Source organism: Photobacterium sp. DNB22_13_2 (assembly GCF_052873915.1).
Genome location: NZ_JBNNXU010000017.1, coordinates 80485 through 103575, shown reverse-complemented (window position 1 = coordinate 103575; position 23091 = coordinate 80485). Strand labels below are relative to the sequence as shown.

Genomic DNA, 23091 nt, shown 5'->3' with positions numbered 1-23091 from the left:
ACGCCCAACAAAAAGCCCTCCATCAGGAGGGCTTTCATCATGGTTCATTCACCCAGCTTATTCTTCTCCGGGTGTTTGCGGTGAGTCAATTTCAAACCGAGTCACTCGCTGCAGGCCACGAGGCAGCATGCTACCCCGTCGGCCGCGCTCACCACGGAAATTATCTAGATCAGCAGGCTTGAGCCCAAGCTTACGCTTGCCAGCATACAATGTCAGATGACTGCCCTGTGGCAGCACAACCAATTGCGACAAAAACTCTTCCCGCGACTTCGACCGAGCCGCTGGAATATTGATGATTTTGTTACCTTTGCCCTTACCAAGCTGAGGCAACTCCTTGATCGGGAACAGCAACATCCGGCCTTCATTGGTAATAGCAAGGATCTCGTCATTGTCCAAATCAGCAATACATTGCGGTGGTACCACCTCAGAATTTTCCGGTACCGTCAGCAACGCTTTGCCGTTCTTGTTCTTCGACACCATGTCGCTGCACTTACAGATGAAACCGTATCCTGCATCCGACCCCATCAACCATAACTGATCATCATCGGACATCATGACCTGACGAATATGGCTCCCCGGTGTCAGGTTCAAACGGCCTGTGACCGGTTCACCTTGGCTACGGGCTGATGGCAAGCTATGGGATTCAAGCGCATAGCTGCGTCCATCCGACCCCAGTAAAACAGCTGGTTGATTACTCTTGCCACGGGCATGGGCCAGATAGCCATCGCCCGATTTGTAGCTCAAGGAAGTAGGGTCAACCTCATGCCCCTTGGCATGGCGGACCCAGCCTTTCTCAGACAATACAACCGTAATCGCTTCAGACGGAATCAGCTCACGTTCGGTCAACGCCTTGGCTTCTTCTCGCTCAACCAATGGCGAGCGGCGATCATCGCCATACTTCTCGGCATCAGCCAAGATTTCTTTCTTGATCAGGGTGTTTAAGCGACGCTCTGAGCCCAGTAGCTTCTCTAAGTAATCGCGCTCTTTCGATAGCTCATCTTGCTCGCCACGGATCTTAATTTCTTCCAGCTTGGCCAACTGACGAAGCTTGATTTCCAAGATCGCATCCGCTTGGATGGCTGACAGCTCGAAACGAGACATCAACTCGGCTTTCGGATCATCCTCGGTACGGATGATTTCAATAACCTCATCAATATTAAGGTAAGCCGCCAACAAACCCTCAAGGATATGCAAACGGGCATTCACTTTGTCCAAACGATACTGTAAGCGGCGACGCACCGTGGTACGGCGGAATTCGATCCATTCAGAAACGATCTGAACCAACCCCTTAACCTGCGGACGGCCATCAAGGCCTAGCATGTTGAGGTTGACACGGAAGCTCTTCTCCAAGTCGGTAGAGGCAAACAGGTGGTTCATCAACTGCTCGCTATCAACCCGATTTGAACGTGGCACAATCACAATACGGGTCGGGTTTTCATGGTCCGACTCATCACGCAAATCTTCTACCATCGGCAGTTTCTTGGCGCGCATCTGGCTGGCGATCTGCTCTAGCAGCTTCGAGCCCGACACTTGGTGCGGTAAAGCGGTGATCACGATATCGCCGCTTTCCTTGTGCCATACCGCACGCATTCTGATGCTGCCGCGGCCGCTGCGGTAGACTTTTTTAAGATCGGTTTTCGAGGTAATGATTTCGGCTTCGGTCGGGTAATCCGGTCCTTGGACAAACTCCATAACCTCGTCAAGCTCTGCTTTCGGGTTCTCAATCAGATGTACTGCAGCATTGGCCACTTCACGGGCATTGTGCGGTGGGATATCCGTTGCCATACCCACGGCGATACCGGTTACACCATTCAGCAATATATGCGGCAGGCGAGCGGGCAGCATTTTCGGCTCTTTCATGGTGCCGTCAAAATTCAGCCCCCAATCTACCGTACCTTGGCCCAACTCAGCGAGCAGAACTTCAGAAAAGCGTGACAGGCGAGATTCGGTATAACGCATCGCGGCGAAGGATTTCGGATCATCCGGTGCACCCCAGTTACCCTGCCCGTCGACCAACGGATAGCGGTAGGAGAATGGCTGCGCCATCAATACCATGGCTTCATAACACGCCGAGTCGCCGTGCGGGTGGTACTTACCCAGTACATCACCGACGGTACGTGCCGATTTCTTGTATTTCGCGGTTGCCGATAAGCCCAGCTCAGACATCGCATAGATAATGCGCCTTTGAACGGGCTTGAGGCCATCACCGATGAACGGCAAGGCACGATCCATGATCACGTACATGGAGTAATTGAGGTAGGCATCTTCGGTAAACTTCCGTAGCGGAAGCTGTTCTACGCCATCCATTGAGACATCAGTCATCGTTGGGTATTCCATTTATATTTCTAGCCCCGGCGCATTTAATCGCTCGGACTATCAAATCATCAGGCAAGGCCCGCCACTATACTCGACAGTACAGGCAGACCCGGTCAATCACACTTCGGCCATGTCGCCTTTGCTCTGCAGCCAGTGACGACGGTCTTCCGCACGCTTCTTGCCCAGCAGCATATCCATCATCTCGTTGGTCTGCTCATCATCATCAATAGTCAGCTGAACCAGACGGCGGGTGTTGGGATCCATGGTAGTTTCTCGCAACTGGAGTGGGTTCATCTCACCCAGACCTTTGAAGCGCTGAACATTGACCTTGCCGCGCTTGTTGCTGAGGCGATCGAGGATCCCGTCTTTCTCGGCATCATCCAAGGCGTAATAGACTTCCTTACCGAGGTCGATCCGGTACAGCGGCGGCATCGCGATATACACATGGCCGGCACGAACCAGAGACTCGAAGTGACGGACAAACAGGGCACACAGCAAGGTTGCAATGTGCAAACCATCCGAGTCGGCATCGGCTAGGACGCAGATTTTACCGTAGCGCAAGCCACTGAGATCATCACTGTCCGGGTCGATACCCAGTGCTACCGAGATATCATGAACTTCCTGCGAGGCCAGTACCTGATCGGCTGACACCTCCCAGGTATTCAGAATCTTACCGCGCAGCGGCATAATCGCCTGGAAAACACGATCTCGAGCTTGCTTAGCAGAACCACCCGCCGAGTCACCCTCGACCAAGAACAGTTCAGTGCGAGACAGGTCCTGCTGCGAACAGTCTGCCAACTTACCCGGTAAGGCCGGGCCCGAGGCGACCTTCTTTCGCACCACTTTTTTGCTGGCACGCATCCGGCGGTGGGCATTGGCAATACACACTTCAGCCAACTGCTCGGCAATTTGCGGACGCTCGTTCAGCCACAGGCTAAAGGCATCTTTTACCACACCAGAGACAAATGCCGCACACTGGCGCGATGACAGGCGCTCTTTAGTCTGGCCGGCAAATTGTGGATCCTGCATTTTCACCGACAACACATAGGCACAGCGGTCCCAGATGTCATCTGCTGTCAACTTCACGCCACGAGGCAACAGGTTGCGGAACTCACAGAACTCACGCATGGCATCAAGCAACCCCTGACGCAGGCCGTTGACATGCGTACCACCTTGAGCCGTTGGAATAAGGTTAACGTAACTTTCGGTGATCAACTCACCGCCCTCCGGCAGCCATAGCAATGCCCAGTCAGCCGCTTCAGTCTGGCCGCTAAAGACACCGGTAAACGGCTCTTCCGGTAGCAGGGTATAACCTTTGACACCTTCAGCCAGGTAGTCCTTCAATCCGTCTTCGTAACACCAACGGATGGTTTCATCATTGGTTTTATCGGTAAAGACAATTTCCAGCCCCGGACAAAGCACCGCTTTGGCCTTGAGGTTGCTTTTCAAACGAGAGACAGAAAACTTCGGGCTGTCGAAATACTTCGGATTCGGCCAGAAATGGACGCTGGTTCCCTTGGCACGGCGGCCGCAAGTACCAATTACTTCCAGCTCACTGACCTTATCGCCATTTTCAAAGGCGATCTGGTAAACCTGGCCATCACGTTTCACCGTGACTTCTACCCGGTTAGATAGGGCGTTTACTACCGAGATCCCAACCCCGTGCAGGCCACCAGAGAATTGGTAGTTTTTGCCTGAGAATTTACCACCGGCATGAAGCTTACATAGGATCAGCTCGACCCCAGAAACCCCTTCTTCCGGGTGGATATCTACTGGCATCCCCCGTCCGTCATCAATCACTTCCAGCGACTGATCCGCATGAAGAATGACCTCTACCTTGCGGGCATGGCCAGCCAAGGCTTCATCGACACTGTTATCGATGACTTCCTGGCCAAGGTGGTTTGGCCGTACCGTGTCGGTATACATCCCCGGACGGCGGCGTACTGGCTCAAGGCCATTTAGAACCTCTATGGCTCCAGCGTTATAGCTTTGATCTGTCATAATTACGGAAAGTTACTGAATAATTTTTTGCCACAATAGTCAGTAACCCCAGCTCGGTTGTCAAGCTGGGGTCGAAAATGTGGCCCACAAATGTGAGTCGAATTTGATCCAAGTCGGGACAAATCCCTCTCAAGCAACAAGTGCTAGAAAGGTATTACAATCCCAAGAATTGAATGATTTGTTCAGGATAACGATCAAATCCGACAAAACTATGATCCCCTTCGGGCTCAACGGTTTGCCGGCAGGACGAGTATCTCTCGACAGCCTGGCGATAATCCAGTACTTCGTCACCTTCTTGTTGCAGCAGCCACAGTTGCTCGGGACGGCTAGGTTGGGCCACATTCATCTGGCGCAGTTCATCCATATGTTTGGGCTCAAGGAAATAACGTTCACCCGTGTAAGGGTTTTCTTGCTCACCCAAATAGTCCTGCAGCAGCTCATAGGGCTTAACCGCGGGGTTAACCAAGACTGCAGGTAACTGATAACGGTCATTGAGCCATGTAGAGATGTAGCCTCCCAGCGAACTGCCGACCAACGCTATCTGGTATTCATGACGTAATGATTGCACCAGCTCATCAATAAACGTCGCCGCCTCCAAAGGATAGCAAGGCATTTGCGGGATCTCGACTCGGATATCCGGTCGCTCACGCTGGCAGTATTCCGCCATCAGGGTTGCCTTGAGAGATTTCGGAGAGCTATTAAAGCCATGGATATACAGTAGCAGCGGCTTCATCTAGTAACCTGCAGATTCAAAGTTTGGTGTAAAGTCATGGCCTTCCAGACGACAGACTTGGGTGTCGAGCTGCCCATTGCTATGCAAAACAAGGTAGCGCCAACCCGGGCTTTTCTGGTCCAAAGCAAAGTCATGGGAGTCAGGCTGGAACTGGATACAGGTTGACGGTGTTGCTAGCACCCTCACTCCTTGCTGGATTCGGTCCAACTCTTGGTGAATATGGCCACACAAAATCGTCTTCACCTGTGGGTGACGACCAATAACCTGCCAGAACGGCTCACTGTTATGCAACTGGTGCTGATCCAACCAACTACTTCCCGCTGGCAGCGGGTGATGGTGCAAGAGAACCAGCGCATGGCGATTAGGCTGGGCTGATAACGCCTGCTCCAGCATCTCAAGCTGAGCCTGGCTCAGATCACCATGGGGGACCCCCTGAACTTGGCTGTCGAGCAGGATCACCTGCCAATGCTCACCGGCCAAGACTTGATGACAAGACTTGATTTGTGCTGAAGGCAAAACCGCTTGCATACTCGGCTGGTAGTCATGATTACCCGGCAGCCAGAAACATGGCTGCGACCAGCGGGCAATACCATCGCAAAAGCGCTGGTAGGAATGCTCAGTATGATCTTGTGAAATGTCGCCCGTCGCTACTATGGCATCAAAAGGACGCGCAGCAACATCTACCGCATTCAGTACGGCATGAAAGCTGTCTTTCGTCGCAACACCCAATAAACTGCCGCCATCGTCGGCAAAAAGGTGGGTATCGGTAATTTGCAGGAGAACCACACTATCGCGGTTCGTCTGTGGCAGAGTAAAAGTCTGCAAAACGTCAAAAACCTTGTCTATCTGATTCTGTTAACAAACCGACTGTCTGCTGATCCCGTTTCTTAGGCAGTATGCCAACCAGTCTCCCAGAAAACGGTTAACCTGATGCTTCTCATCTTTTTGGTGCATCCGCATATTCGGATAATCATACCTTGGCTTCAGACGTGAAGTCTGCTGAGCGGAACACACTTCTGCGACCCTAGCATCGTGATATAACCTGATCGTCATTTTCGGGATCAAGTAATCCGGCAGCGATTCTTCTGCCTCTAGCAGCAGCTCAACTACCGTGGTGTAGCGGGTCGACTCAATAATGGTCAGATGATATTCCTGTTCCGAAACACAATAAATGCAATGGTCGCCGACCTGATCGCTTTTTGGCAGCAATGGGAGCAGCTTCGCATAGTTGGTTTCGTAGAGTCGCATGATACCAGCAAAATCAACAGTGTATCTTTTATTCAATCGGTATCCTCAGTGGTCTTAGTCGTCTAAGGAGCAGCTTGCAACCGAGTGTAGTTCAATTGCAACCATTGCAGGGCAATGATCGAGGCTGCATTCTCAATTTTACCAGATTCTACCCAATGGTAGGCATCTTCTCGAGAGACCACATGCACTTTGATATCTTCACCTTCCTCTGCCAGACCGTGGATACCACCGGCAAGGGTACTGTCGACCTCACCGACAAAGATATCCAGCGTTTCGGAGCAACCACCGGAGCTTGACAGATAACGGGTAATTTTATGTAGCGGCCCAACATCAAGGCCAGCTTCTTCCACGGCTTCTCGGCGCACGACCTCAGCAGGTTGCTCGCCAGGTTCAATAATGCCAGCCACGATCTCCAACTGCCAAGGCGAACAGCCCTCGGCGGCCATTGCGCCGACCCGGAACTGCTCGACCAGCACGACATGGTCAGTAGCAGGATCATACGGCAACATGGCAGCAGCATGGCCGCGCTCGAACAGTTCTCGGTCCATTGGCTCACTCCAGCCACCAGCAAACAAGCGGTGGCGAAAACGGTACTTCACCATACTGAAAAAACCGCTGAACAATGGCTCCTGCTCGATAACATCGACATCACTGGCAGAAAACTGTTCTGGACCAGTGTTCTTATTTGCTGTTTTTGCCATGTTTTTACCCTTTAGGCCCTTGCTAGCACGGCCTCCGGCCGGCGAAAGCGTATATGATTCCATCCCCGACAAGGAACGGCAATGATTTAATTCAACATTTATGACAATACTTATGATTTTTTTTAAGTCATTTTTGCCAGCGAACGGATTAGAATCACAATTAATCCAGTAAAATATCGTAAAATAAAGTAAATTGTTCAATGATCAGTTTCACGCAAGGAAACATAGGTTAAACTGGAGCCTTGCTCTTATTTTTGTCAGGACCAGGATAGGCATACATGAAAAAATTGCTTCCGCTTATTGTTAGCTTTGCGCTTGGCGGTCTTAGCCATACTGCACTGGCTGATGATCTCGCCGAAATCTACCAACAAGCAAAACAAAATGACCCTCAGTTGCTGCGCGCGGCTGCCGATAAAGATACTGCGTTCGAAGCGATTAACTCAACCCGAAGCGCACTGCTACCACAGATCAACCTAACAGCTGGCTATAACGTCTCCCGTATGGATGGTGATGCCGATGGTTTCAACGGCGGTCTATCCCTAGACCAGTCGATCTACAACCGTGCCAGCTGGGTAAACCTAGATATCAGCGAGAAGGTTGCCCGCCAGAGCGATGCATTTTATGCAACCTCTCAGCAAGGCCTGATCCTGCGTGTTTCTGACGCCTACTTTGCCGTGCTTCGTGCAATGGATGACCTAGAATTTGTCCGTGCCGAGAAAGCCGCCGTTGGCCGTCAGCTAGAGCAAACCAAACAGCGTTTTGAAGTCGGTCTATCGGCTATCACCGATGTACACGATGCCCAAGCACAGTACGACAGCGTGCTGGCTGATGAGATCTTGGCAGAAAACGCCCTGACCAACAGCTACGAAGGCCTACGTGAGATCACAGGTCAAGAGCACACCGACCTGAGCATTCTGGACACTCGTCGCTTTAGTGCCAGTGCACCTCAGTCTCGCGTGGAAAGCCTGCTTAAAGATGCCGAGACAGAAAACCTTAGCCTGTTGACCTCTCGCATTTCACAAGATATTGCCCGCGATGAAATTACTCTGGCAGAATCTGGCCACTTGCCAACCCTGTCTTTCAATGCCGGTTATAACTACGACGAAAAACAGTCATTCAATGATGACGGCACACTAAACGCAGGGATCAACCTGGCGCTACCGGTCTACACCGGTGGCCGTGTGACGTCTGAAGTGAAACAGGCCCAGTTCGGCTATGTCGCTGCCAGTGAAGATCTGGAAGGCTCATACCGCAGTGTAGTAAGAGACGTTCGCGCCTTCTACAACAACATCAATGCCTCAATCGGTGCTCTTCGCGCTTACCAACAGTCCGTTGTGTCTGCCCAGTCAGCCCTTGAAGCGACCGAAGCCGGTTTCGATGTTGGTACCCGTACAATTGTCGATGTACTGGATGCAACACGTCGCCTATATGATGCCAACCGTCAGCTGGCCAATGCCCGCTACGATTACATCATCAGCCAGCTTCAGCTAAAACAAGCTGTGGGCTCACTGACCGAGCAAGATGTCGTCGATGTGAACTCAGGCCTAGTTAAAGCGAAATAATCGCTATCTAGCATCAAACGTTAGACATAAAAAAAGCGCTCTCAGCAATGATGGCGCTTTTTTATTGTCTTGATAAGGCCTTAGGCGACTAGCCCCGGCCCCCTTTAATGGCTTCGATAATTTCAGTTGTCGAGCAGCCATCTTCGAAGTTCAACACCAGTACTTGACCACCAGCCGCAATCACTTCCTGACCACCGGCAATCTCTTCCGGCTTGTAGTCACCCCCCTTTACCAGCAGGGTCGGCAAAATTTCACTGATCAAACGCTGTGGTGTTTCTTCACTGAATGGCACCACCCAGTCAACCGCACCCAAACCTGCCAATACAGCCATACGGCGATCTTCCGGATTGACCGGACGCCCCGGGCCTTTGAGAGCCTGTACTGAGCTGTCAGAGTTCACGGCTACGATCAGGCGGTCACCCAATTTTGCCGCCTCATTGAGATACGCGACATGACCGGCATGTAAAATATCGAAGCAGCCATTAGTCATCACCACTTTCTCGCCACGCGCACGGGCAGTTTTTACCGCCTGCTTGAGCTGGGCTTCGCTGATCACACCAAACCCACTGTCCTGACTACCATGAATCGCTTCGGTCAGTTCAATCGTCGATAAAGTCGAGGTCCCCAACTTGCCAACCACAACACCTGCCGCGGCATTCGCCAGCTTGCATGAATCCGACAGCGACTTACCCGCAGCCAGCGATGCTGCCAGTACCGAAATAACCGTATCACCGGCACCGGTCACATCGTACACTTCTTTGGCCTGCGTCGGCATATGCAGCGGCTCTTGGCCTCTTTGCAGCAACGTCATACCATGCTCACTGCGTGTCACCAGCAACGCATCGAATTCATAGCGCTCGATCAGCGCCAGACCTTTTTCGACCAAGTCTTGTTCCGACTGGGTTTTACCCGCCACCGTTTCAAACTCGGACAGATTAGGAGTCAGCAAAGTGGCACCACGATAGCGTTCAAAGTCAGCCCCTTTCGGGTCAACCATCACCGAGATACCTGACTTCCGTGCCAACTGGATCATTGCCTGCACATGCTCAAGGGCACCCTTGGCATAATCAGACAGCACCACCACCTTGCTTGAAGACAGGGCTTGCTCCATACGCGGCAAAATCATATCCGCCGGCACGTTATGGAAACCTTCTTCGAAGTCCAGGCGGATCATCTGCTGGCCACGGCTCATGACGCGCAGCTTGGTGATTGTCGGATAATCCGGCAGAGTCACGAAATCACAGCGCACATCCAGCGACGACAGTTTTTCAGACAGCGCACGGGCTGGCTCATCAATACCGGTCAAACCAACCAACCGAGCGTGGCCGCCCAGTGCTGCAATATTCATCGCCACGTTCGCGGCTCCACCCGGACGCTCCTCAACCTGATCAACTTTCACCACAGGAACGGGGGCTTCAGGGGAAATACGACCTGTCGGTCCATACCAGTAGCGATCCAGCATGACATCACCCACGACCAGCACGCCTGCTTGATCATAATCAGGAAGAGTCAGTTTCATTTTTTTCTCCGGGATTGTGTTAACCCCCAAATATTAACACAAAGCCAAATTAGCATGCATCTGCTCAGGGGATTTCAACGGTGATTCAATCACAAAGAGCGAGGCGATGCCCCGCTCTTGCTTCTTCTACGTCACCCTATACCAATTTGGGTAAGTCATTGATCAAATATTGATGTAGGTTGGTATTAAACGTCGGGCTCCAACAAAGCCTGCCAGATCTGCTGTACCGCTTGGCGTTCAGCCGAAAACTGGCCTTCTTCCACATAGGCGGGTAAGCCAAGCAGACTCAGGCGATGGATCTCATCACGCATCACACAGTAAGCTTGCTTGAGCTGCACCGCTTGCTCCGGAGCCAAAATTTCGTAGTCGGCCATGGTCTCGAACAAACGAACATTATCAGACCAGCGGATAAGGGCTTTTTCCTCAGCCGCATGCCGCAGTACCAAATACTGGGCCAGAAACTCAACATCGGTGATCCCACCTTCGTCCTGCTTGAGACCGAACATACCCACTTTTTTACTGCCTAGGTGATCGCGCATCTTATGACGCATCTCAACCACCTGCTTACGCAAAGGAGCCGCTTCCCGGGTAGACATTAATATTACCCGTCTAACATCAGCAAACGCCTGCTGCAACGGGGCGTCGCCATATATCATTCTGGCTCTTACTAAGGCCTGGTGCTCCCAGGTCCACGCTTCTTTTTGCTGATAATCAGCAAACGCCTCCATGGTGCTTACCAATAAACCCGAAGCACCGGATGGTCGTAAGCGAACATCGACTTCATACAGCACACCCGAGGCTGTGCGGGTGGAGAACAGATGAACAATTCGCTGGGCCAAACGCAGGTAGAACTGACGGCCGTCGATTTCTTTGCGACCATTGGTATACACGTTATCCGGGCAATCATGCAAAAACACCAGATCCAAATCCGATCCATAGCCCAGCTCCCAACCACCGACCTTGCCATAGCCCAATACCGCAAACCCGCGGCCACTTCTCTCGAGCAGGTGGGTCGGCTCGCCATATTTTTCTGCCATCTGCAACCAGGCCTGATTAACCACAGCCGCGACAATCGCCTCGGATAGATAGGTAAGGTGATCGCTCACCTTCATCAGCGGCAACGCCCCGGCAATATCCGCGGCCGCAATGCGCAGCAGTTGGGTCTGCTTGAATTGACGGATTGCCTCCATTTGCTGCTCCATATCCTCTTCCGGGATACGGGCAAGGAACTCACGCAACTCATCACCGTAATGTTCCAGCGGCGTAGGGTTATACAGGTGCTGGGGATCAAGCAGTTCATCGAGCAAGATCGGATATTGGGCGAGCTGGGTGGCGACCATCGGGCTGGCGGCGCACAAGCGCACCAACTGTTCAAGGGCCGCAGGGTGCTCACTGAGCAGCTCAAGGTAAGTTGTTCGGGTTGCAATTCGGACTATCAGCTTACACACCCGCTCGAGCACCGCTGGGGCATCCTCGCGAGTGACAATCAACATCAAAACCGTTGGCATTAATTTGGCCAAGACTTCGCGCCCTCTGGGTCCGAGGGTGCGCTTGGAGAGCTCGGCTTTCATATTGGTCAAAATAGCAAACTGACTGCCTGCCTCAGGCGCGTTGAGTTCGGTAAGGATCGCCGTCACGACTTCTGCGTCTTTGATCATTGCCCACATTTCATGAAATTGGGCTGTTGCCTCACTTTGTTGCTCTTCCTCATCGGCACCGATAATGTCATCGAACACCTCATGGATCGCTGCCATTCGCTGGCTCACGGCTTGCTCCAGCCCGGACCAATCCTCAAAGCCCATCGCCAAGGCCAACCTGTATTGATCTAACGGTTTGTCCGGTAAGGTCTGGGTCTGCATATCGTCGATTGCCTGCAGCAAATTTTCTAGCCGGCGCAAAAAAGCATAGCCCTGATCCAGATCGTCAACCTGTTTCTCAGGCAATAGCCCTTGCGATCTGATCGCCTGCAGGGTTTCGCGTAAACCACGGCCACGCAACTCCGGTGTCCGGCCTCCGCGGATCAACTGAAACGACTGGGCAATAAACTCCACTTCGCGGATCCCGCCCGGCCCAAGCTTGATATTGTTGGTCAAGCCTCGGCGACGAACCTCACTACTGATCATCGCCTTCATTCGTCGCAACGACTGGATGGCACTGAAGTCGATATAGCGGCGGAACACGAAAGGCCGCAGCATCTGGCGCAGTTCCTGATACTGGGAGAAGCTTTCTTTACCCATCACCCGGGCCTTGATCATGGCATAGCGTTCCCAGTCACGGCCCTGCTCCTGGTAGTAATCTTCCAGTGCCGCATAGCTCATCACCAAGGGGCCACTGTCACCAAAAGGACGCAGTCGCATATCAACCCGATAACAGAAGCCATCAAACGTTTGCTGATCGAGCGCCTTGATCAAGCGCTGTCCCAAGCGGGTAAAGAACTGAGCATTGGCCAGACTTCGCCGTCCCCCTTGGGTCTCACCATTTTCCGGGTAGGTGAAGATCAAATCGATATCGGACGAAAAGTTCAGCTCACCCCCTCCTAGCTTACCCATCCCAAGGATCAGCATCGGCTGCGCTTCGCCACTACTGTTCATCGGTGTCCCCCAATCACGACAACACTGGGCGTAAAGCCAGTTGTAAGTTTCCATGATCATCGCCTCTGCCAACATCGATAAATGGCTAAGGCTCAGATCCAAGCTATTGCGGCCAATAAAGTCACGCCATGCTATCCAGACCATTTCGCGGTGACGGAACTTACGCAAAACCCGCATCATGCCCGCTTCATCACTCACCGTTGCCAACTGGTGGGCAAGATCGCTCCGGTAATCTTCTGCCCGGCCAGGATCATCCAAACGCAAGGCCAGCCACGGTAATAAGGCGGCGTCGCGCACGACCGAAGCTGTCACAAAGTCGCTGTAAGCTAAGACTTGCTTAAGCTCATCGAGCTTATTCTCCGGCCAGTCTGCAATAGCATCTGGCTGGGCATTGTTTACCTTATCCCACGCCTTTTCCATCGCCGTTTGGAAGTGATCCTGCACTGTCATAGGGGTTCCTTTTCAAATACCTGTCGTCTTATCTGTCCAGCAAGTGATAGCGAACAAAGCCTTACTGCCAAGCTGGATATTAACTGTCCTTACGATAGCACAACGCCCACCATAGGCGGGCGTTGATTTGGCTGAAAACCAGCACGTATCTAAACCATTAATTTACACATGAAAAGCCTGAATTTTCTTTTCCAGCTCAGAGGCATGATCCTGCATGGAATCCGATGTTTCCGACAGTTCGGTAACGACCACGACCGATGCCTCTACCAGCTCACGAACATTGGTCAGGTTCTGGTTCATCTCATCAGCCACGGTGCTCTGCTGCTCAGCGGCCGAGGCTATCTGGAAGTTCATATCATTGATCAGGCTGACCTGCTCAACGATCTTATCTAGCTCTCCACCGGCACTGGTCACAAGATCAACCCCCTCGGCCGCTTCAACGACACTTTGCTCCATCAAGCCAACAGCCTGCTGAGCACTGGATTGCAACTGGGAAATCATCTCCTGGATCTCAACGGTTGCCGTCTGAGTGCGCTGAGCAAGATTGCGGACTTCATCGGCTACCACGGCAAAACCCCGCCCGGCATCGCCAGCACGGGCTGCTTCGATAGCCGCATTGAGCGCCAGCAAGTTGGTCTGCTCGGAAATGCTCTGGATAGTGACAATCACACTGCCGATCTGCTCAACCCGCTCTTCCACTTGGTTAACAGCATTAGCTGATTGGCTGATGTCTTGTGATAACTGGTTAATCGTGCCGATAGTCTGGGAAACAAACTGCTGCCCCTGTACGGCTTGGCCTGACGTCCCTTCGGTAGCACTTGATGCCTCACGGGCGTGCTCAGCAACGGTTTGCACGGTCGAGGTCATTTCGCTCATTGCCGAGGCCAACTGGTCGATTTCATTGAACTCTTCCTGCGCCGACTCCTTGGTTTCCACCATACTGATTGACATCACCTCGGCAAGGCCGGATAGCTCACCAGCAGCATCTCGCTGATTACCTATCACATCACGCAGCTGAAGACGGGTTTTCTCAAGCTCTCGGGCCAGATCGCCATATTCATCACGGCATTCCATTACAATGGGTTGGGTCAGATCGCGGGCAGCTAGCCGTTTAATGCTGTCGGCTAAGTATCTAGTCTGACGCAGCATGACATGGGAGCCTCCCAGCAGGATCACCACAAAAGCAATGATCATCAATGCGGTTTGCCATGCCACCTGCAACAAATAATGCTGATAATAGGCATCCGCCTCTGAGGCTGGCTGTGAAGCTACTACCACCCAATTAAGACGCGGTAATTCAACCGCATATTCAAACCGGGACTGATCGGAAAAGTTCAGCTTGGCCTGCCCTGACAGTTGCTGCAAGGCACGATTAAGACTTCCCTTGCTATCAATATTGTCCTGCAGTTCAGACAGTGCATTGGCACCTGGGTGGCCGATGACTTTATTGCTTCCCCGCTCCACCAGATAAACATAAGCCTCACGATTCATCGCCGCCGCTTGGGCGGCAACCACGCTTTCCACCCAAATAACATCCTGCTGGCTATCCGATGGCAAAGCCTGTATCACGGCCGCCGTAGCCAGCGCTTGCTCTTGCGCCCTGTCCTGTTGGATTTCCACTACTGTTTGATAGAAGGTACTGGCATCCCAAAGCTGCTTGCCAACCAGCAAGATGGTACTGAACACCATCAACAGTAACAGCTTGGGAACCAAGCGAATATTTGTCAGTCCTTTTTCCCACGGCTTGAAAACCATTTTGGTCATGTGGTATCTCCATATATTCTTATTACGTCCCAGAGCAAGAGTTACTTGATCATCCAAATGACCTATAGTCATGCACTGGAAAGTGGGGAATCGGTGCCTAGAAATCTATTTATTTTTCGCAACGAAACAATATACCTCATTGTAACTATCGGCCGCGCAGTAAAAAGATTTAATGATGAAAAAGATCGACCCCGTCAAATATGAACTCAACCCGATGAGCCTGATGTCACTGGTTCTATCGTTTCTATCACTGACTATTGTAACCACCATGATTTTCCTGCCTAAGCAGAGTAACAGTTATATGCTGCTACTTGGTATCGACACGTTTATCTGTCTGGTATTCTGGTGCCAGCTACTGGCTGATTTTTTCCGCAGCCAAGACAAATTACACTACCTCAAAACCCACTGGCTCGATTTTATCGCCAGCATTCCGATTATCGAGCAAATCCGTTTTGCCCGTTTGCTACAAATATTCCGGGTGATCCGACTGATCCGCTCCAGCCAACAAGTCCTCAACCAAATCCGCAGCAACCGCCGAGAAGCTACTGTCGCCAGTATTTTCTTGCTGTTGACCGTACTGATATCGGTCGGCTCCGCCTTGATGCTAATCCTCGAGGGCAATGTACCGGAGTCCAATATCAAGGACGCCAGCGACGCCCTGTGGTGGGTTTTCGTGACGATATCCACAGTCGGCTATGGTGACCACTACCCGGTGACCGAGATTGGGAAAATACTAGCAGCCGTCATTATTATCTGTGGCGTCGGCTTGTTCGGTATGGTGGCAGGCTTGGTCAGCTCTATTATTTCCGATCCCAAACAAAATAAAGAGAAGGACGATGCCCGCCAAGAACGAGAATGGCAAGCGATGCTGACCAACCAACAGCGGCTGATAGAGCGCCTCGAAGCGATAGAGAAGAAAATAGATAAGAAGTAGCGGCTAAAAAAACACCCGGCGCATGGCCGGGTGTTGATGGGACGCAACTGTGTCGCTTACGGCCAGTATGGGACCAATTCAATCCCCATCTGGCGGGTTTGATCCATTGCATGGATCAATGATTCTTCCTTGCGCTGTAGCCATTTTTCTATCTGGCTACGGTCCTCTTCATCATCCTGTTGGCTCAGCACTTGACGGATAGGCTCGAGGTGACGCAGATCTTCAATGCCCTGCAATAAATCCAACCAAGGCATCCGAAATACCAAGCGCTTATCGTCTTCATATAAAGAAGCAAAGCTCAGGCCACTCATCAGGTTGCGGACCAAGCGCGGTTGCTGGTCAAGATAATCAACCCGGTTTAGCTGCCGCTCAGCCGGAAAGACATCCAGCAGCTCCTGCCACGAGCGAGCCAACATATTATCGGCAAAGCCTTTGATCGGTTCAGCCAAACGTGTCCGGGATTTATCATCGAGGAACGGCTGCCAGCCACGACTAAGCAGCCAGCGGCTTAAATCAAGCAGCAAACCACAATAGCGGGCCGAGCTCAGCAGCAACAACATTTCGTTGTCATCAGGCAGATCCGCCTGAACCTCTTCAAGCTGCTTAACCAGCTGCTTGCGCGCATTCAGCTTTTTCAGGGCATGACCTTTTTCCGCCAGCAAATAATCCAAGCCGGCCGCTTCACCCAGCCAGTCCAGTTCGCCTTCCAGCCATTGCAGTTCCTGGCGTAGCAAAGCACTTGCACGGCGTGGGATCATGCCACCGAAAGTCACCAAGGTCTGACGAAGCAAGCCCAGTGCCTGCTGGATTTGTACCAGCGCAGCTGGCTCTTGGCACTCGGCAAAAATTTGTTCATGGTAATGCCAGTGGCCGAGCGCATGCTCAAGCGTTTTGACAAATACCACTTCCACAGATTCACTGCCATTGAGTTTGACCGGGGCCAACGGAGCGACTTCATCACCCTGATAACCAGCCGCCAAGCGGTAACCTCGCGCGGCTTTACTCAGGTTACCCAATCGCATGCCACCATCGACGCACAGTTCACGAGCCAAGGTAAACAAGGCGTCGGTCTGGCCCGATTTCAATTCAAGCTCAACTTCGCAGATTGGCGAGGTTTCGCCATTGGCGCTGACTGTGCCCTGATCAAAAGCCAACTCGACTTGGCTCCCGTCCGGCATCGCGACAAGCCATTGCTGGCGGACAAAGTCAGTAGAAAAAAGCGGGGCCAGCTGCTGCTGGGTGCTATCGACATCAAAACCTTCCGGCCAGGCATCAGCTGGATGCAGAGCAAGATCAGGATCGGTGCTGTTGGTTTCGGCATTGTATTCCGGACGCTGGTGCAACCCGGCGACCACGCGGCCCGCAGTCTTCAATGTTTGGACAAATACATCATCAAAACGACGGATCCGAAGACCGATATCGTGCTGGCGAAGAATTTGGTCTGGGGTGTCGAAGTAGACATTACCTAACTCACGACGACTTTGCTGCAGAACTTTCGCTTCAGCGATTTTTTTGAGTAGCTGGCTCGAAAATTCTGGTGAGACGAAAAACTTCAGTTCTATCTCAGTTTCCATAGTTCTACCTATAAACAGTGGCAAAGCAAGGATATTGGCAATTGCACTCTGGGGCAAGCATGAAATATCAACAAAACCTTGATCGAAATTAGTTCCCCTATACTTACTTATGCGTTACCATGCGCGCCTTAATGACCATCGCTCAAGAATTAGCCACTTAAGGCACTTTCTAGGTTATTCGGCTATGCCAGTAAATACTATTATGGGGCTATTTGCTAAGTCCCCAATCAAACCATTGCAACGTCACGTTACTCGTGTAAATGATTGTTGTGAACTACTTGTCCCTTTCTTCGAAGCCTGTAAGGCGGGTGATTGGGAGCAAGCGGCTGTCCTGCGCGAGCAAATTTCCCAGCTTGAAAAAGATGCGGATGTGCTCAAGCGTGAAATCCGCTTGAAACTTCCTCGTGGTCTGTTCATGCCAGTCGATCGTACTGACATGCTAGGCCTATTGACCCAACAAGATAAGCTTGCCAACCTGTCGAAAGACATTGCAGGTCGCGTCTTGGGTCGCCAGCTTCAGATTCCTTCCGAAATGTACCCTGACTTTATTGCCTACGTTCAACGTTGTCTTGACGCCGCCAATCAGGCGAACCGAGTGATCAACGAACTGGACGAGCTTCTTGAAACAGGCTTTAAAGGTAGGGAAGTGACGCTTGTGGCAGAGATGATCAACCAGCTTGATGTTATCGAAGACGATACTGACAGCATGCAGATCTTGCTTCGCCAGCAGCTCATGTCCATCGAAGACCAATACAGTCCGGTGGATATTATGTTCCTTTACAAGATTCTCGAGTGGGTTGGTGCTATTGCTGATCAGGCACAACGTGTCGGCTCTCGTCTTGAAATCATGCTATCGCGCTCATAAGCGAAAGAATGTAACAAAAACAAGGTTTTACAATGGAAATCCTGGCTAACTACGGCACCATTCTTATTTTGGTGGCGGCTTTTTTTGGTCTATTGATGGCTATTGGTATTGGTGCAAACGATGTTGCTAATGCCATGGGTACCTCGGTTGGTTCGAAAGCACTAACCGTTAAACAAGCAATCATCATTGCGATGATCTTCGAGTTTGCGGGTGCCTACCTAGCAGGTGGTGAAGTAACAGATACCATCCGTAAAGGGGTTATCGAAACCTCTCTCTATGCTGCCAATCCTGAAGTATTGGTGTACGGCATGATGTCGGCCCTATTGGCTGCGGGTACTTGGCTACTGGTTGCATCCTATATGGGTTGGCCGGTGTCTACGACCCACTCCATTATTGGTGCCATCATCGGTTTTGCCTGTGTTTCAGCGGGTACAGAAGCTGTTGACTGGAGCTCGGTACAGGGCATCGTCGGTAGCTGGCTTATCACTCCGTTGATCTCGGGGTTGTTTGCTTACGCCATTTTCATTAGCGCCCAGCGCCTGATTTTCGATACCGATAATCCAGTTGTAAATGCAAAGCGGTTTGTGCCTGTCTACATGTTCATGACCACGATTGTCATCGCTCTTGTGACTATCAAAAAGGGTCTGAAACATGTCGGTCTTCACCTTTCTAGCGGTGAAGCATGGGTTGCCGCTATTGCAGTGTCATTCATTGTAATGGTGTTTGGTTACATTTATATTAATCGCAAGTACACAGATGACGGTTCGTCAGTAGATAGTAACGGTTACGCCGGTGTTGAGCGTATTTTCAGCCTGCTGATGGTGGTTACAGCTTGTGCGATGGCCTTTGCCCACGGCTCTAACGACGTAGCCAATGCTATCGGTCCTCTTTCTGCCGTTGTCTCTACTGTTCAGAATATGGGTGAAATCACGGCCAAGAGCCAAATCGCTTGGTGGATCTTACCACTAGGTGGTATTGGTATCGTTGTTGGTCTGGCAACCATGGGCCACAAGGTGATGGCGACCGTTGGTACCGGTATTACCGAACTGACACCAAGCCGTGGCTTTGCTGCACAGCTAGCAACCGCATCAACCGTTGTGCTTGCTTCTGGTACAGGCCTTCCAATTTCAACCACGCAGACTCTAGTCGGTGGTGTCATTGGTGTTGCCTTTGCCCGTGGTATCGCAGCATTGAACCTGGGTGTGGTACGTAATATCGTCGCCTCTTGGGTTGTTACCCTGCCAGCTGGCGCCCTGCTTGCAGTCATTTTCTTCTACGTAATGCAAGCGGTGTTTGGTTAAACACCGTCAAAGCGGGCTCAAGATCAAAAGAGGGAGGCGATGCCTCCCTCTTTTCTTGCACCCAGCCCACAAAATTCTTAGACTTTGCCTCTTAGAGAAAAACAGGCTCTCCCCCAAGGAATCAAATTGTGAAGCAGCTAATCAGCTTACTATTATTCGCTTGTGCAATGGCGACCATGCCTGCACAGGCCCAAACTCGGTATATCTCCGACAATCTATTTACCTATATGCACAATGGGCCAAGCACCCAATACCGCATTATGGGCAGTGTTAATGCCGGTACCAAAGTAGACCTACTGGAAACCAACCGCGAGACGGGATTTAGTAAAGTCCGTGATAGCCGCGGCCGTACCGGCTGGGTAAACTCTGATTTTGTTTCACCGCAAGTTGGCCTGAAAGTTCGTTTTCCCGCCTTAGAGAAAGAGCTCACAGAAGTCAAAGCCCAACTTGAAGAAGCCCTTGAGTCAGGCGATGAGAAAACGGCTGGCCTGCAAAGCTCTCTCAAGCTTCGTAACGAACAGATTACTGATCTGGAAACCCAGAACGGCCAGCTGAACGAACAGCTAATGACATCACAAGCAGAGATCCGCGAGCTACGTGCCCGCCTGGATACACAAAAAGACGACTTGCTGATGCGCTGGTTCACTTACGGCGGTATGGTTGCCGGTGGTGGTTTGCTATTCGGTCTGGTTCTGCCTCACCTTATCCCTCGTCGCCGCAAGCGCAATAACGGTTGGGCATAATCTGGCTAACAGCACAGGTTCAAAAAAAGGCAGCTTAGCTGCCTTTTTTATTGCCTAATTTTCTGTGGTTTACATACGCGCTAGCTTTATGGTTACCACTCCGACAGCGCCGGCATCGATATCAAGTAAGATTCAAAATCGAACACCACCTCGCGCGGGTCAATACGTCGTAATGTCACTCCGGGCGCGATCTCATCTCCTTCATAGGCTTCGCTGCCGTTGACTTTCACCCAGCGGCTATTGGGTGCGGAAGAGTAGATATGGGTCTGGAAGTTAAGCGCTGGGATCCGGTCTTGAACCGATGCCGGTAGCGCACCAATGGATACCGCGTCCATCGGCTCCTGTGGCTTAGGCATTGATGGCAAGCGCTCTTCCTGCAACAGTTGAGGCAAGGTTTCCCCGTCGCCGGTGGCAGCGATGGCAGACCGCAGTTGGCTGGCTAGCTCTGGGGACAGCTCGGAATAATCAAGCGCGTCAAGATCCCAGCTATCATTCACTGAACGCTCAGCCGCCCTACCCACCGGTATAGGATCACTGTCCCAGCCACTGGGCTCATTGGCTGCCAGCTCTACAGGCAATGAAGAGGACTGCATTTGATTATAGCGGGCTCGCTGGGGCACTATTGACCGGCTCGGCAACGGCTCGGTATACAGTTGAGGGTAATCAAGCGACTCAATTCCTTGTGGATAGGCGAGTGCTACTGGGACAATGTCAGCCTCCGGCGGCAATATAGTGTCTGGTACAGAAACAGGCACGGCAGCTGACTGGACGGCCTCCGGGATCGTCACGCTAGCGGCGACAGCCTGCCTTACCGGCACCGGTTTGACATCGGCCTGTGATGACAAAGACAAGTATCCCAGAATGCCGATCACCGGCAGGGCAAACCCCAGTCCCGGTAGCAACCATGGATTTGCTTGCTTGGGAGCAAGGCCTGTGCGGTAAGCTGCCCGTGACGAAACCGTTGCCGAGGCGCGCTGGGCATCTGACTGGGCCAGAGCTGAGAGTAACTTCGACATTAACTTTTCTCCGGTTGCAGGGTGGGCCCCGGCAAATTCAGTGCGGAATCAATCACCATCAGGGTACGAGGCCCGGCAATGCCATCCACAGACAAATCTTGTGCGCGCTGGAAGCGACGTAGCTTATTGAGCAATGCCTGCTCAAAGGTATCCTGGTTCTCTGGCATGACACCTAACAACTGGCTCAATTGGCGATCGAGCCACTGTACCCGGGGGCCTTGCTGACCGTAGCGTATCGCCGTTTTCTCTCCCAATGGCGGACGCCACAGCAATGTATACTGGCCATCCCAGCGCTGTGATAGCCATTGTGCACTCACCGCAAAGCGCTGCCCAGCCAGCAACAATTCAACCTTATCTTTTCCGATGGCATAAATAGTGGCAAAGAATGCCTCACCACTAGGTTCATTGAGCGCTACGATGGCAGGGCGGTTGATCAGGGCCAACTGTTCCAATGACCCGTTACCGTTAAAACAGCTAAGCTGGACACGGCTCCCCGATTCACAATTGGCCTGGTTGAGCTGGGTACTATAGCCCCATAAGCTGTAGAGGGTTTGCATCGCGAGACGCTCGGACCCCGCTTGCTTGACAACCGCCAGCCACTGCGCCTGAGGAGACAATTGCTGCGGCAAAGAAGGTGCCAACTGTACCTGTACTGAAGCCAGCACTGGATTGGCTGGCTGGGGTACCGCGGCAGAGGCAGCCGTCTTAGTCACTTCCTCCGTCGCTACTTGCTCACTTGCTGCGGTTTCCACCGTCAAGGCTGAGCTCGCGGGCAAGGACAGCAACCCCATCCCATACCCCACACCAACCGCTGTGATGATCCCGGCGGCCACGGCCACCAGCAAGGGCTTGCGTGAAGCCGAAGGAGCATCAAGTTGGCCCGGCGCGGTATATTGCGGCAGCTGCCAGCTCAACACATCATTGCAAGCTTGCTCGACCAGCTCTTTATTCAACAAATGGGTCGATTGTTGGTGGGCCAGCTGCATCGACTTGTCACACACCAAGTTGATCAGCCTTGGGATCCCGCTTGTCGCCTTGGCAATCTGCTTGGTTTGGGCCGGAGGGAACACCTCATGCAGGCAGTCCACCGCCTGCAAACGGTAATGGATATATTCCCGTACTTCCTCTTCGGTCAGTGGCAATAGGTGATAACGGGAGGTGATACGCTGGGCCAACTGACGTAGCCTATCCTGCTGCAATAACTGTTGCAGCTCTGGCTGACCGACCAGCACCACCTTGAGAAGTTTGACACTGTCGGTTTCAAGGTTGGTCAAAAGACGCAGCTGCTCCAACACTTCCGGTAGCAGATGCTGAGCTTCATCGATGAGCAACAAGGTCTGGCGTCCTTCACGATGATTAGCCAACAGGTGCTGGTATATCCCATCGGTCAGGACTTTGATCGTCGCTTCATCGTTATATTCAATACCGAGTTCATCGCAGATACTGGCGAGCAATTCCCTGGTCGATAGCGACGGGTTCATGATGATCGCCACCTGGGTTTCCTGTGGCAGGCGCGATACCAGTGCCCGCAGAACAGTTGTCTTGCCTGTGCCAACCTCGCCGGTCAATAAACCAAAGCCGCCCCCTCCATTGAGGCTGGACAACATATGGGTCAGTGCTTCGCGGTGGCGCTCACTCAGGTACAGAAAGCGTGCGCTGGGCACAATTGAAAATGGTGATTCGGTGATCCCAAAAAAGTCCTTGTACATGCCATTTGATCTCTTATTGTTGGCCTGGAAGGGGAAGCCCCTACGTTACCTGTCCCTTTACTGA

Annotated in this window: 17 protein-coding genes; 5 read left to right on the top strand and 12 right to left on the bottom strand. The window is 52.1% G+C overall.

The window, feature by feature from the left end; translation table 11 throughout:
• Nucleotides 1-57: 57 nt before the first annotated feature.
• The 6 genes from parC to nudF all read right to left on the bottom strand — a co-directional run bounded on the left by parC (nucleotide 58) and on the right by nudF (nucleotide 6999).
• Nucleotides 58-2322 (bottom strand): DNA topoisomerase IV subunit A, encoded by a 2265-nt coding sequence (parC, locus tag ACVA58_RS20815; protein ID WP_446512282.1) that lies wholly within the window; start codon nucleotides 2320-2322, stop codon nucleotides 58-60.
• A gap of 111 nt (nucleotides 2323-2433) precedes the next feature.
• Nucleotides 2434-4317, bottom strand: a complete 1884-nt coding sequence (parE, locus tag ACVA58_RS20810) for a DNA topoisomerase IV subunit B (protein WP_446512281.1) — start codon at nucleotides 4315-4317, stop codon at nucleotides 2434-2436.
• Between the two features lie 154 nt (nucleotides 4318-4471).
• The gene (gene yqiA, locus ACVA58_RS20805; RefSeq protein ID WP_446512280.1) at nucleotides 4472-5050 is read right to left on the bottom strand and encodes an esterase YqiA; all 579 of its coding nucleotides are present in this window, start codon (nucleotides 5048-5050) and stop codon (nucleotides 4472-4474) included.
• The gene (gene cpdA, locus ACVA58_RS20800) at nucleotides 5051-5875 is read right to left on the bottom strand and encodes a 3',5'-cyclic-AMP phosphodiesterase (protein ID WP_446512279.1); all 825 of its coding nucleotides are present in this window, start codon (nucleotides 5873-5875) and stop codon (nucleotides 5051-5053) included.
• A 30-nt stretch (nucleotides 5876-5905) separates the two neighbouring features.
• Nucleotides 5906-6334: a DUF1249 family protein gene (locus tag ACVA58_RS20795; RefSeq protein ID WP_446512278.1), complete on the bottom strand. Its 429-nt coding sequence runs from the start codon at nucleotides 6332-6334 to the stop codon at nucleotides 5906-5908.
• A 26-nt stretch (nucleotides 6335-6360) separates the two neighbouring features.
• Nucleotides 6361-6999, bottom strand: coding sequence for an ADP-ribose diphosphatase (gene nudF / locus ACVA58_RS20790; RefSeq protein WP_446512277.1), 639 nt, complete (start codon nucleotides 6997-6999; stop codon nucleotides 6361-6363).
• 278 nt (nucleotides 7000-7277) lie between these two features.
• On the opposite strand from nudF, the gene tolC reads away from it, so the two are divergent.
• Entirely contained in the window at nucleotides 7278-8561 is a 1284-nt protein-coding gene (tolC, locus tag ACVA58_RS20785) for an outer membrane channel protein TolC (protein ID WP_446512276.1), read from the top strand.
• 88 nt (nucleotides 8562-8649) lie between these two features.
• Here the strand turns inward: tolC and hldE are convergent, their stop codons facing one another.
• The 3 genes from hldE to ACVA58_RS20770 form a co-directional block, all read right to left on the bottom strand.
• Entirely contained in the window at nucleotides 8650-10080 is a 1431-nt protein-coding gene (gene hldE / locus ACVA58_RS20780) for a bifunctional D-glycero-beta-D-manno-heptose-7-phosphate kinase/D-glycero-beta-D-manno-heptose 1-phosphate adenylyltransferase HldE (protein ID WP_446512275.1), read from the bottom strand.
• Between the two features lie 185 nt (nucleotides 10081-10265).
• The gene (glnE, locus tag ACVA58_RS20775; RefSeq protein ID WP_446512274.1) at nucleotides 10266-13121 is read right to left on the bottom strand and encodes a bifunctional [glutamate--ammonia ligase]-adenylyl-L-tyrosine phosphorylase/[glutamate--ammonia-ligase] adenylyltransferase; all 2856 of its coding nucleotides are present in this window, start codon (nucleotides 13119-13121) and stop codon (nucleotides 10266-10268) included.
• Between the two features lie 162 nt (nucleotides 13122-13283).
• Nucleotides 13284-14885, bottom strand: coding sequence for a methyl-accepting chemotaxis protein (locus ACVA58_RS20770; RefSeq protein ID WP_446512273.1), 1602 nt, complete (start codon nucleotides 14883-14885; stop codon nucleotides 13284-13286).
• Between the two features lie 175 nt (nucleotides 14886-15060).
• On the opposite strand from ACVA58_RS20770, the gene ACVA58_RS20765 reads away from it, so the two are divergent.
• Entirely contained in the window at nucleotides 15061-15819 is a 759-nt protein-coding gene (locus ACVA58_RS20765) for a potassium channel family protein (protein ID WP_446512313.1), read from the top strand.
• Nucleotides 15820-15875: 56 nt separating this feature from the next.
• Here the strand turns inward: ACVA58_RS20765 and ACVA58_RS20760 are convergent, their stop codons facing one another.
• Complete coding sequence (locus ACVA58_RS20760; RefSeq protein ID WP_446512272.1) at nucleotides 15876-17393, bottom strand: CYTH and CHAD domain-containing protein; 1518 nt, start codon at nucleotides 17391-17393, stop codon at nucleotides 15876-15878.
• Nucleotides 17394-17577: 184 nt separating this feature from the next.
• Between ACVA58_RS20760 and ACVA58_RS20755 the strand changes: the two genes are divergently transcribed.
• The 3 genes from ACVA58_RS20755 (at nucleotide 17578) to ACVA58_RS20745 (ending at nucleotide 20302) form a co-directional block, all read left to right on the top strand.
• On the top strand, nucleotides 17578-18258 hold the full coding sequence (locus ACVA58_RS20755; RefSeq protein WP_428655859.1) for a TIGR00153 family protein: 681 nt from the start codon (nucleotides 17578-17580) through the stop codon (nucleotides 18256-18258).
• 32 nt (nucleotides 18259-18290) lie between these two features.
• On the top strand, nucleotides 18291-19559 hold the full coding sequence (locus ACVA58_RS20750) for an inorganic phosphate transporter (protein WP_446512271.1): 1269 nt from the start codon (nucleotides 18291-18293) through the stop codon (nucleotides 19557-19559).
• A 128-nt stretch (nucleotides 19560-19687) separates the two neighbouring features.
• Complete coding sequence (locus tag ACVA58_RS20745) at nucleotides 19688-20302, top strand: TIGR04211 family SH3 domain-containing protein (protein WP_446512270.1); 615 nt, start codon at nucleotides 19688-19690, stop codon at nucleotides 20300-20302.
• Nucleotides 20303-20394: 92 nt separating this feature from the next.
• Here the strand turns inward: ACVA58_RS20745 and ACVA58_RS20740 are convergent, their stop codons facing one another.
• Nucleotides 20395-21318 carry a general secretion pathway protein GspB gene (locus ACVA58_RS20740; protein WP_446512269.1) on the bottom strand — a complete coding sequence of 308 codons (924 nt, stop codon included), beginning with the start codon at nucleotides 21316-21318 and terminating at the stop codon, nucleotides 20395-20397.
• Complete coding sequence (locus tag ACVA58_RS20735) at nucleotides 21318-23027, bottom strand: AAA family ATPase (protein WP_446512268.1); 1710 nt, start codon at nucleotides 23025-23027, stop codon at nucleotides 21318-21320. Before ACVA58_RS20735 ends, ACVA58_RS20740 begins: the two co-directional genes overlap by 1 nt.
• Nucleotides 23028-23091 lie beyond the last annotated feature (64 nt).

Excerpts from the sequence above, each read along its gene's own strand:
- parC (WP_446512282.1), bottom strand. The coding sequence starts at position 2,322 with ATGACTGATGTCTCAATGGATGGCGTAGAACAGCTTCCGCTACGGAAG.
- parE (WP_446512281.1), bottom strand. The coding sequence starts at position 4,317 with ATGACAGATCAAAGCTATAACGCTGGAGCCATAGAGGTTCTAAATGGC.
- yqiA (WP_446512280.1), bottom strand. The coding sequence starts at position 5,050 with ATGAAGCCGCTGCTACTGTATATCCATGGCTTTAATAGCTCTCCGAAA.
- nudF (WP_446512277.1), bottom strand. The coding sequence starts at position 6,999 with ATGGCAAAAACAGCAAATAAGAACACTGGTCCAGAACAGTTTTCTGCC.
- tolC (WP_446512276.1), top strand. The coding sequence starts at position 7,278 with ATGAAAAAATTGCTTCCGCTTATTGTTAGCTTTGCGCTTGGCGGTCTT.
- hldE (WP_446512275.1), bottom strand. The coding sequence starts at position 10,080 with ATGAAACTGACTCTTCCTGATTATGATCAAGCAGGCGTGCTGGTCGTG.
- glnE (WP_446512274.1), bottom strand. The coding sequence starts at position 13,121 with ATGACAGTGCAGGATCACTTCCAAACGGCGATGGAAAAGGCGTGGGAT.
- ACVA58_RS20770 (WP_446512273.1), bottom strand. The coding sequence starts at position 14,885 with ATGACCAAAATGGTTTTCAAGCCGTGGGAAAAAGGACTGACAAATATT.
- ACVA58_RS20765 (WP_446512313.1), top strand. The coding sequence starts at position 15,061 with ATGAAAAAGATCGACCCCGTCAAATATGAACTCAACCCGATGAGCCTG.
- ACVA58_RS20760 (WP_446512272.1), bottom strand. The coding sequence starts at position 17,393 with ATGGAAACTGAGATAGAACTGAAGTTTTTCGTCTCACCAGAATTTTCG.
- ACVA58_RS20755 (WP_428655859.1), top strand. The coding sequence starts at position 17,578 with ATGCCAGTAAATACTATTATGGGGCTATTTGCTAAGTCCCCAATCAAA.
- ACVA58_RS20750 (WP_446512271.1), top strand. The coding sequence starts at position 18,291 with ATGGAAATCCTGGCTAACTACGGCACCATTCTTATTTTGGTGGCGGCT.
- ACVA58_RS20740 (WP_446512269.1), bottom strand. The coding sequence starts at position 21,318 with ATGTCGAAGTTACTCTCAGCTCTGGCCCAGTCAGATGCCCAGCGCGCC.
- ACVA58_RS20735 (WP_446512268.1), bottom strand. The coding sequence starts at position 23,027 with ATGTACAAGGACTTTTTTGGGATCACCGAATCACCATTTTCAATTGTG.